The 9306-nt window shown below is 70.6% G+C and carries 7 protein-coding genes and 1 tRNA gene; 4 read left to right on the plus strand and 4 right to left on the minus strand.

The genetic code is table 11. The annotated features are described in order from the left end of the window. The 3 genes from JUB11_RS25620 to JUB11_RS25630 form a co-directional block, all read left to right on the plus strand. A partial coding sequence (locus tag JUB11_RS25620) for a chemotaxis protein CheW (protein ID WP_207461625.1) occupies nucleotides 1-762 on the plus strand: 762 nt, incomplete at its 5' end. Continuing rightward, on the plus strand, nucleotides 759-1019 hold the full coding sequence (locus tag JUB11_RS25625) for a hypothetical protein (RefSeq protein ID WP_207461626.1): 261 nt from the start codon (nucleotides 759-761) through the stop codon (nucleotides 1017-1019). The genes JUB11_RS25620 and JUB11_RS25625, both read left to right, overlap by 4 nt. Nucleotides 1020-1069: 50 nt before the next feature. Further along, entirely contained in the window at nucleotides 1070-3946 is a 2877-nt protein-coding gene (locus JUB11_RS25630; RefSeq protein ID WP_207461627.1) for an EAL domain-containing protein, read from the plus strand. A gap of 13 nt (nucleotides 3947-3959) precedes the next feature. Here JUB11_RS25630 and JUB11_RS25635 read toward each other — a convergent pair whose 3' ends face one another. The 3 genes from JUB11_RS25635 to JUB11_RS25645 form a co-directional block, all read right to left on the minus strand. Beyond that, a complete protein-coding gene (locus JUB11_RS25635; protein WP_207461628.1) occupies nucleotides 3960-5396 on the minus strand; it encodes an amidase in 1437 nt (478 codons plus the stop codon). Between the two features lie 62 nt (nucleotides 5397-5458). Further along, nucleotides 5459-5872, minus strand: coding sequence for a response regulator (locus JUB11_RS25640; protein ID WP_207461629.1), 414 nt, complete (start codon nucleotides 5870-5872; stop codon nucleotides 5459-5461). Beyond that, nucleotides 5869-6918 (minus strand): histidine kinase dimerization/phosphoacceptor domain -containing protein, encoded by a 1050-nt coding sequence (locus JUB11_RS25645; RefSeq protein ID WP_207461630.1) that lies wholly within the window; start codon nucleotides 6916-6918, stop codon nucleotides 5869-5871. Before JUB11_RS25645 ends, JUB11_RS25640 begins: the two co-directional genes overlap by 4 nt. 210 nt (nucleotides 6919-7128) lie before the next feature. On the opposite strand from JUB11_RS25645, the gene JUB11_RS25650 reads away from it, so the two are divergent. After that, the gene (locus JUB11_RS25650; protein ID WP_207461631.1) at nucleotides 7129-9012 is read left to right on the plus strand and encodes a sensor histidine kinase; all 1884 of its coding nucleotides are present in this window, start codon (nucleotides 7129-7131) and stop codon (nucleotides 9010-9012) included. A 54-nt stretch (nucleotides 9013-9066) separates the two neighbouring features. Here JUB11_RS25650 and JUB11_RS25655 read toward each other — a convergent pair. Then, nucleotides 9067-9142, minus strand: a tRNA-Trp gene (locus JUB11_RS25655). Nucleotides 9143-9306 lie beyond the last annotated feature (164 nt).

Genomic DNA, 9306 nt, shown 5'->3' on the forward strand with positions numbered 1-9306 from the left:
GGAAAGCCGGCGGCGGCGCGGCTGACGCTGTCGGCCAGCCAGGACAACGACCAGGTGGTGATCCGGGTCATCGACGACGGGCGCGGCATTGATCCCGTCATGGTCCGCCGCAAGGCGGTGGAAAAGGGCGTCATCGACGAGGAGCAGGCCGCGCGCATGAGCGATGGCGAGGCCGTCCGCCTCATCTTCGCCGCCGGCTTCTCGACCGCCGCCGAGGTGACGCCCATGGAAAATATAGGCGTGTCGGACCGGGGCGTCGGCATGGACGCGGTGCGCATGGCGGTGGAGAAGGCCGGCGGGCGCATCGACGTGGCGAGCGAGGTTGGGGCCGGCACCACCATCAGCCTGCACCTGCCGCTCAGCATGGCGGTCACCCGCGTCATGACCGTCTCGGTGTCCGGCCGGCCCTTCGGCATCCCCATGGACGAGATCAGCGAGACGGTGCGCATCGACCGCTCGGAGATCGTGTCCATCAAGGACCGCCAGGCCTTCGTGCTGCGCAACCGCATCATCCCGCTCTTCCACCTCGACCGGCTGCTCGCCCTTCCGGAGAAGGAGGAGAGCGAGCAGGTGGCGGTGCTGGTAGCGCAGATCGACAAGCAGACGGTGGGGCTCGCCATCGACGCCTTCGGCGAGGGCATGGAGGTCATCGTCAAGCCGCTCGACGGCGTGCTGGAAGGCATGCCGGACTATCTCGGCACAGCGCTCCTCGGCGACGGGCGCGTGCTGCTCGTCCTCAACCTCAAGGAAATCGTCCAATGATCAGGATCGACGGAACCATCGTGCATCTGGAAGGCGCCTGCCCGGTGGAGGAGGCGGAAACGTTGCTGGAGGCGCTGCAAAGCGGCGGGATGACGGGGCTGAATCTCGGCACCTGCCAGTCGCTGCACACGGCGGTGTTCCAGCTCGTGCGGGCCTGCGGCCTGCCGGTCCTGGCCGCCCCGGCCGACCCGGTCCTGGCCGGGCTGCTGCCGGCCTCAGCCGGCTCCGGCGGCCAGCCGCTCCCGCAGGTCGCCTGAAGCGCCGCCCGCCGTTGCGCGGGCGAGAAGCAAAAGAAAACAGGTTCGAGATGGTCACGCGGTCCCCGCTCCTTTCGGCAGGCCATTGCGGCACCTGCCTGCCGGCTCTGTCGAAGCTGTTCGACGAGCTGCCGATCGGCTTTTGCCTCATCGACCGGGACCTCCGCTTCATCAGCGTCAACCGCTGGCTGGCCGACGCCCACGGCCTGTCCGTCGAGGCCCATGTCGGCCGCCCGGTCGCCGAGCTGCTGCCCGAGATCTACCCTGCGGTCGAGCCGGCGCTCCGCCGCGCGCTGGCGGGCGAGGCGGTGGACGAGCTGGAGATCCGCCTGCCGCCGCGGGGGGCGGTCTGGCAGGGCCGCGTCCATCTGGCGGCGTTGCGCTCCGTCCTTGCCGAGGACGGAACGGTCAGGGGCGTCCTGGCGTCGGTGACGGACATCACCCGCGCCAAGCAGGTCGAAGCGGCGCTGCGCGAGAGCGAGGACCATTACCGGCACGCGGTGGAACTCAACCCGCAGATCCCCTGGACCGCCGATCCGGACGGCAGGCTCCTGGAGATCGGGCCGCGCTGGCTGGCCCTGACGGGCATGGCGCGCGAGGAGACGCTCGGCACCGGTTGGGTGAAGGCCCTGCACCCCGCCGACCTGGCGGCGACCCAGGATGTCTGGTCCGAGGCACTGCGGACCGGCGAATCCGTCGATCTCGAATACCGGCTGCGTCTGGCCGACGGCGGCTACCGCTGGTTCCGCGCCTGCGCCGCGGCCCGGCGCGGCGAAAGGGGCGAGCCGGTCCGCTGGTACGGCGCCGTGGAGGACATCCACGAGCGCAAGACCGCGCACGCGGCATTGCGGGCCAGCGAGGAACTGTCCCGCAGCATCCTGGAGAACAGCCCGGACTGCGTGACGGTGCTCGACCTTGATGGCCGGCTGCTCTCCATGAACGAGCCCGGACTGCGCATGCTGGAACGCGACGGCTTCGAGCCCCTGCGAGACCAGCCCTGGCACTGCTTCTGGCCCGAAGGCGCCGAACTCCGCCTCCAAGCCGCGGTGGAGAAGGCCCGGACGGGCCGGACGGTGCGCTTCACCGGCTTCTGCCCGACGGCCGGGGGCACGCCCAAATGGTGGGACATCTCGGTCTTCCCGATCCCCGGCCAGGACGGCCGTCCCGCCCGGCTCGTGGCGACGTCCCGCGACATCACCGAGGCCATGCACACGCGCGACGAGATGGAACGCGCGCGGCAGGAGGCCGAATGGGCGCGGCAGGAGGCGGTGGCCGCCGCCGGGCGGCTGGCGGCGGTGCTGGAGAGCACGACAGACAGCGTCATCGTCCTCGACCGGAACTGGCACATCACCTACCTGAACCGCCGCGCCGCCGAGGGCGTCGCGGGCGGCCGCGACCTGCTGGGCGCCAACATCTGGGAGGCCTATCCCGAAGCCGTGGGATCGGTCTTCGACCAGAATTACCGCCGGGCGCTGGCCGAGCAGGTTCCCGTGGAGTTCGAGGCCTTTCTGACGCCGCTCGGCCTTTGGCTGGAGGTGCACGCCTACCCCAACGCCGACGGGCTCTCGATCTTCTTCCGGGACATCTCCGAACGGCGGCGTTCGCAGGAGCAGCTCGCGCGGCTGGTGCGGTACGACCCGCTTACCGGCCTCGCCAACCGGTTGCACTTCCAGGAACGGCTGGAGCAGGCGATCGCCGGTGCCGGTGCCGGACTGCATGTCGCGGTGCTCTGCCTGGACCTCGACCATTTCAAGGCCGTGAACGACACGCTGGGCCATGCCGCCGGCGACCTGCTGCTGCGGCAGGCGGCCGACCGGCTGCGCGCGGAACTCTCCCCCGCCGACACGGCCGCCCGCTTCGGCAGCGACGAGTTCGCCGTCCTCCAGCCCGGCCGGAACCGGCCGGACGACGCCATCGCCATGGCCCTGCGCCTCGCCACGGCGCTGAACGAGCCCTTCGAGCTGAACGGCCGCACGGCCGTCGTCGGGGTCAGCATCGGCATCGCCTTCGCGTCCGGCGGCGCCCCCGCGGCGGATGAGGTCGTCAAGAACGCGGACATCGCGCTGCACGGCGCCAAGAGGGACGGGCGCGGCACCCACCGCCTCTTCGAGCCCGGCATGGAGGAACGGCTTCACGAGCGCCAGTCGCTGAAGATCGACCTTCCGGGCGCGCTCGGCCGCGGCGAGTTCGAGCTGTACTACCAGCCCCTGGTGGACCTCCGGACCGTCCAGGTCAGCAGTTTCGAGGCGCTGTTGCGCTGGCGCCATCCGGAGCGGGGCTTCGTCTCACCGGCTGACTTCATCCCGGTGGCCGAGGAAACCGGGGCGATCCAGGCGATCGGCGCCTGGGTGCTGTTCGAGGCCTGCCGGGAGGCCGCGCGCTGGCCCGACGGCATCGCCGTGGCGGTGAACCTCTCCCCCATCCAGTTCCGCAGCCGCGATCTCGTGACGACGGTGGCCGACGCGCTGGCCGGCAGCGGCCTCGCCGCGGAGCGCCTGCACCTGGAGATCACGGAATCCGTGCTGCTCCAGGACAACGAAGCCAACCTCGCCATCCTGCACGCCCTGCGCGCCCTGGGCATCCGGGTGGCGCTGGATGATTTTGGAACCGGCTATTCGTCGCTCGGCTATCTGCGCAGCTTCCCCTTCGACAAGATCAAGATCGACCGCTCCTTCGTCGGCGACCTGCCGGACGGCCAGGAATCCGGCGCCATCGTCCGGGCGGTCGCCGGGCTCGGGACCAGCCTCGGCATCCGGACGACGGCGGAAGGCATCGAGACGCAGCCCCAGCTCGCGCGGCTGCGCGACGAGGGCTGCGACGAGGGCCAGGGCTACCTGTTCAGCCGACCCGTGCCGCGGAAGGACGTCCGGGATCTGATCCGCCGGCTGAACGGCTCCAATCTGGACGGCAATGAGGTGGCGGGCTGAGCGCGCGGCGCGTTCAGCCGTCCTGCCCCGCCTCGATCCAGCAGCCGGCCCGCCGCGCCGCCTCCGCCGCCTGGAGCACCAGGGTGTCGGCGCCGGACGGACCGAAGACGAGCACCCCCAGCGGCAGGCCGGCGTCCTTCCCGACCGGCAGGCTGGCGACCGGGCTGCCGGCGAGGCTCGCATACATGTTGAAGGGCGCGAAGCCGACCCAGTCCGGCTGGACCGGCCGACCGCCGATGACGGCCGGCGGTTGCCGCAGGGGAAAGGCCGGGCAGGCCGTCGCCGGCGCCAGCAGCAGGTCGTGCTCGTCGAAGAACAGCTCGAAGCGGCGGACCACCAGCTGCCGGCGGACCAGCGCCTCGGCGTAGCGCGCCGGGTCCATGGCTCGGCCGAGATCGAGCAGCGCCGCCGTCTCCGGATGGAGCAGGTCGCGCTTGGCCAGCAGGTGCCCGCGCGCGCGATGCTCCTCCACCGCCCCGATGTCCTCGGCGATGGCCCCGGCTGGTTCTACGTCCGGCGCGGCGCGCACGACCTCATGGCCAAGGCGGGAGAAAGTCTCCGCAAGCTTCGCCACCACGTCGGCGCAGGCGGACTCCACCGGCTGGCCGGCGATGGTCGGCGTCCAGGCGATCCGCAGCCTCCGCGGGGGCGCTTCCAACGCTGCGATGAAGTCCGGCACGGGACCGCGCAGGCAGTAGGGATCCCGCGCGTCGAAGCCGGCAGCCACGGTCAGTGCCAGGGCCGCGTCCTCGACGGTCCGGGTGATCGGGCCGACGTCGTACAGCAGGGGCCAGTCGTCCCAGTTCGGCCAGACGGGGATGCGGCGGTGCGTCGGCTTCAGCCCGAACACCCCGCAGAAAGCGGCGGGAATGGTGATCGACCCGGCCGTGTCGGTCCCGGTGGCGAGCGGCACCAGCCCGGCGGCGACCGCCGCGGCGGACCCTCCGCTGGAGCCGCCCGTGGTCCGCGACGGGTCGGCGGGGTTCCGGCAATCGGGGCCGAGCGCGTTGCAGGTCTCACCCAGAAGAGTGAATTCCGGCGTGTTGGTCTTGCCGACGATGATGGCGCCCGCGTCGATCAGCCGTTGCACGTGGATCGTGTTCTCCGCCGGAACATGGTCGGCGAAGACGCGGGAGCCGAAGGTCGTGCGGATGCCGGCGGTGACCTCCGCGTCCTTCACCGCGAGCGGCACGCCGAAAAGCGGCGGCAACGGCCCGCCGGACGCGAGCAGCCCTTCCGCCCGACGGGCGGCGGCCAACGCGCTCTCCCCCGCCACGGTGAGGAAGCCGTTGAGGCCGGGGTCGGCACGGGCGATCCCCTCCAGCACCGATGAGATCAGCTCGACCGGCGACAGGGCGCGGGCGCGGTAGGCGCGCTGAAGGGCGGCGATGGTGGGAAAGGCGTGACTGACGGCGTTCGGTGGGATGGGGGGTGGCGGCGCGGCCGTCATTGATGCCTCGGAATGGTGTCGGACCGGTGCCGCGTTCGGGCGGCGGACGCCCGTGGCCTGTCTTAGGGGTGTGTGGCGGAACCGCCGGTGCCGCGTTCGGGCGGCGGACCGTTCATCGCCAGGCGGGAGGACAGCAGCCGTTGCAGGTCCCTCGGGTGGAAGGGCTTGCGGATGAAGGCCAGCGGGCCGAACTCCTGGATGCGGCGGAGCGTGGCCGGGTCGCCGGAGCCGCTCAGGAAGACCACGTCGGTGCCGTGGCGGCGGCGCAGCTCCTGGGCCAGCTCCACCCCGTCCATCTTGCCCGCCAGCTTGATGTCGAGCACCGCAAGGTCGGCGGTGGCCGCGTCCATCAGCTTCAGCGCCTCCTCCGCCTCGTCGACGGCGGCGACGACCTCGCAGCCCGGCACATCCTCCACCGCCATGGACAGGGCGTCCTGGATCAGGAATTCATCCTCGACGATCAGCACGCGCATCATGCCCCCGCCGCGGTCCCGCCGGCCGTCTCCTGGGCCGGAACCGGGGCCGGAACCGGGAAGGACAGCGTGCAGGCCGATCCGCCGGCCCGCTCCGGGAAGGACAGCTCGGCCCGTGCCTGGCTGGCCAGACGGGAGGCGATGTGATGGGCCAGCGATCCCTCCGGCACAAGTTGCGGGGCGGCCTCGCCCGAAAGCATGATCGCCATCTCGGCGCGCCCCTCCATCACCGCCAGCGTCACCCGGACCGCGCGCCCCTCCCTGGCCGCCCTCTTGATCGCGTCCAGAAGGAGTTCGTTGACCAGCAGGGCCAGCGGCGACGCGCGATCGATGGGCAGCCGCAACGGCGCAAGCTCCATCTCGACCTTAACACTGTTGCCATAATCCGCGGCAAGCTGCGGGATCAACTCCTCCAAATAGCCTAGAACGTCGATCCGGCGCAGATCGCGGGTCCGGTACATGCGCTCCTGCAGCAGGGTCAGGGAATGGATGCGCTCGACGATGTCGGTGAAGGCCTCCCGCACCTCGGGATCCCTGAACCGGCGCGCGGCGAAGGTGACGAAGCTGGCGACGACCTGAAGGTTGTTGTGCAGCCTGTGGTAAAGCTCCTCCAGGAGGAGCGCCCGTTCCTCCTGCCCCGCCTGATGGCTGGCGCGGGCGTCCCGCAGGGCGCGGCGGTCTTCCGCCCGTTCCATGGCGTTGCGGACCGAGGCGACGAGGCGCGGCAGATGGTTGCGGCTCTTGACGACATAGTCGTCCAGCCCCGCTTTCATGGCCTCCACCGCCACCTCCTCCGTGCCGGTCCCCGTGAACATGACCACGACACAGTCGGGCACCCGCTCGCGGACCATCCGGAACACGTCGAGCCCGGTCGAGAACTGGAGGCGGTAGTCGGTCACGACCAGATCCACCGGCCCACCGTCAAGCGCCACGCGCAGGCCATCGAGATCGGCGACCTCCACCGCCTCCATGCTCGGGAATTCCCGCGCGACGGCGCGCCGCGCCAGGGTCCGGCTGTCCGGGTCATCGTCGATGAAGATGGCGCGCATGATGCTCCTGGGTTTCGGGCGCCCGGCCTCTGCGGACCAGGCCCTTTGCCATCCGTTCCCCCATGACGCCGGCACTTCGCAGAGACATCGCCGACACTTTGCGGTGCCCGCGGCACAGGATCTTTCCAACCCTGTTGAACAGGGAACCGCCGTAAAGATCGTGGGCGGCCGGAACGGGTTTTGCGGAAGGCGCGGGGTGAACGGACGGGCATGGCGATCACGGGGGGAACGGCACATCTGGGCGCCTCATCCGGCACGGCCTGGCGCGTGGGGCGGCGCCCCGGGCCCGGTGCGGAGGGCGGCGTCGATCCGAGCGGACCGTCGGGCGGCCCGGTTCTCCGGCGCGGCTGGACGACCGGCCTGTTCGCGGCGACCCTCCTGCTCGCGGTGACGGCGCTGGCGCTCTCCCTCGTGCTTGACCGGCTCGCCGACGCCCGCGCGCTGGTCCAGAAAACCGACCGCATCATCCTGACGACCGAGCTGCTGCTGTCGGACCTGAAGGACGCCGAGACCGGCCAGCGCGGCTTCCTGCTCACCGGAGAGGCGGGATACCTCGCCCCCTATGAGGCCGCCGTGCGCTCCGTGGACCAAAGGCTGAGCGAACTGGACGTCCTCACGATCGTGCAGGAAGTCCGCGACCATCTTCCGCGCCTGCGCGCGCTGACGCGGGAAAAGCTCGCCGAACTCGCCCGGACCATCGATCTCCGGCGCCGCGGCGACTTCGAAGCCGCCTTGGAGGTGGTGCGCACCCACGAGGGCAAGCACACGATGGACACCCTCCGCGACGAGATCGCGGCCATGACGACCGTCGAGCGCCGTCTCCTCGAGGAGCGCACGGAAGCCGCCGAGTTCCATTCCCGGCTGGCGACGGTGATCGCCATGGCCACCAGCCTGTTCGCCTGCCTCTGCGCGGCGGCGGCCTACCGCATCCCGGCGCGCCGGAACATGGCGGACCTGCGCAGCAGCGAAATGCGTTTCGATGCGACCTTCGAACAGGCGGCGGTCGGCATCGCGCTTGTGGCGCCGGACGGCCGCTGGCTGCGGGTGAACGAACGGCTGTGCGCAATAACCGGTTATGGACGCGCGGAGCTGCTGGGAGGCCGGTTCCAGAGCATCACCCACCCCGACGACCTGGAGACCGACGAGGCGCAAGTCGCGGCGCTGCTGCGCGGCGAGATCCAAACCTACTCGCTGGAGAAACGCTACCTGCGCAAGGATGGCGGAACGGTCTGGGTCAACCTGACGGTGGCGCTCGTGCGCCGGGCGGACGGCTCTCCCCAATATTTCATCAGCCTGATCGAGGACATTGCCGCACGGAAGACCGCCGAATTCGAGGTCCGCCGGCTGAATGAGAACCTCGAACGGCTCGTCGATGAACGGACGGCGGAACTGGTGGAGGCCAACCGCCAGCTCGACGCTTTCGCCCACACCGTCTCACACGACCTGCGCGCACCCCTGCGCGCGGTGGAAGGCTTCTCCCAGGCACTGCGGGAGGACATGGAAGAAGGACTGCTAGAGGAGGCCCGCGCCCACGCCCGCCGGATCGAGGCGGCGGTCGAGCGGATGGACGGGCTGATCGCCGACGTGCTGGCCTACAGCCGGGCGCAGCAGGCCGTCTTCCCCCTGGAGCCGGTGTCGCTCGATCGCGTGCTGTGGAACGCGGAGGCCGACCTCGGACCTGTTTTCAGCCGGAGGGGCGCCGAGGTCGAGATTGCGCGCCCCCTGCCCGCGGTGCTCGGCAATCGCGCGGCCGTGCGCCAAGCAGTTGAGAATCTGCTGACCAACGCGGTGAAGTTCGTGCCGCCCGGCACCGCCCCGCGGGTGCGGGTGCGGACGGAGGAGAAAGGGGCAAGCGTCCGCCTCTGGGTGGAGGACAACGGCATCGGGGTCCCCCGAGGCCAGCAGGCGCGCATCTTCGAGCCCTTCGAGCGGCTGCACGGCGCGGAAGCCTATGAGGGCACCGGCGTCGGGCTCGCGATCGTGCGCAAGGCCGTCGAGCGCATGGGGGGAAGCTGCGGCGTCGAGTCCGAGCCGGGCGCGGGCAGCCGCTTCTGGATCGAACTGCCCCGCGCGCCGGAAACGGTCACGCAGTGATACGAAAACAGCCCGTGTCGAACGACACGGGCTGTCCCGAAAGCTTTCGGAAGATGGCAGGAGTGGAGGGGCTCGAACCCCCAGCCCCCGGTTTTGGAGACCGGTGCTCTACCAGTTGAGCTACACTCCTATACACGCCACAACGGGCGCGAACCGGAAGCGGAGAAGCGAAGACAGGTGCAAGTGAGTGCTTTGCCGAGCTGTGTGTCCTTGGGTCCGGGTGACCTGGCGGCGACCGACTCTCCCACGCCTTAAGACGCAGTACCATTGGCGCTGAGGTGTTTCACGGCCGAG

The sequence above is a fragment of the Azospirillum sp. SYSU D00513 genome, from assembly GCF_017356015.1.
Taxonomy (GTDB): domain Bacteria; phylum Pseudomonadota; class Alphaproteobacteria; order Azospirillales; family Azospirillaceae; genus Azospirillum.

Bases quoted from the DNA above. Each gene is read 5' to 3' on its own strand.
- JUB11_RS25625 (WP_207461626.1), top strand. From the start codon at position 759: ATGATCAGGATCGACGGAACCATCGTGCATCTGGAAGGCGCCTGCCCG.
- JUB11_RS25630 (WP_207461627.1), top strand. From the start codon at position 1,070: ATGGTCACGCGGTCCCCGCTCCTTTCGGCAGGCCATTGCGGCACCTGC.
- JUB11_RS25635 (WP_207461628.1), bottom strand. From the start codon at position 5,396: ATGACGGCCGCGCCGCCACCCCCCATCCCACCGAACGCCGTCAGTCAC.
- JUB11_RS25640 (WP_207461629.1), bottom strand. From the start codon at position 5,872: ATGATGCGCGTGCTGATCGTCGAGGATGAATTCCTGATCCAGGACGCC.
- JUB11_RS25645 (WP_207461630.1), bottom strand. From the start codon at position 6,918: ATGCGCGCCATCTTCATCGACGATGACCCGGACAGCCGGACCCTGGCG.
- JUB11_RS25650 (WP_207461631.1), top strand. From the start codon at position 7,129: ATGGCGATCACGGGGGGAACGGCACATCTGGGCGCCTCATCCGGCACG.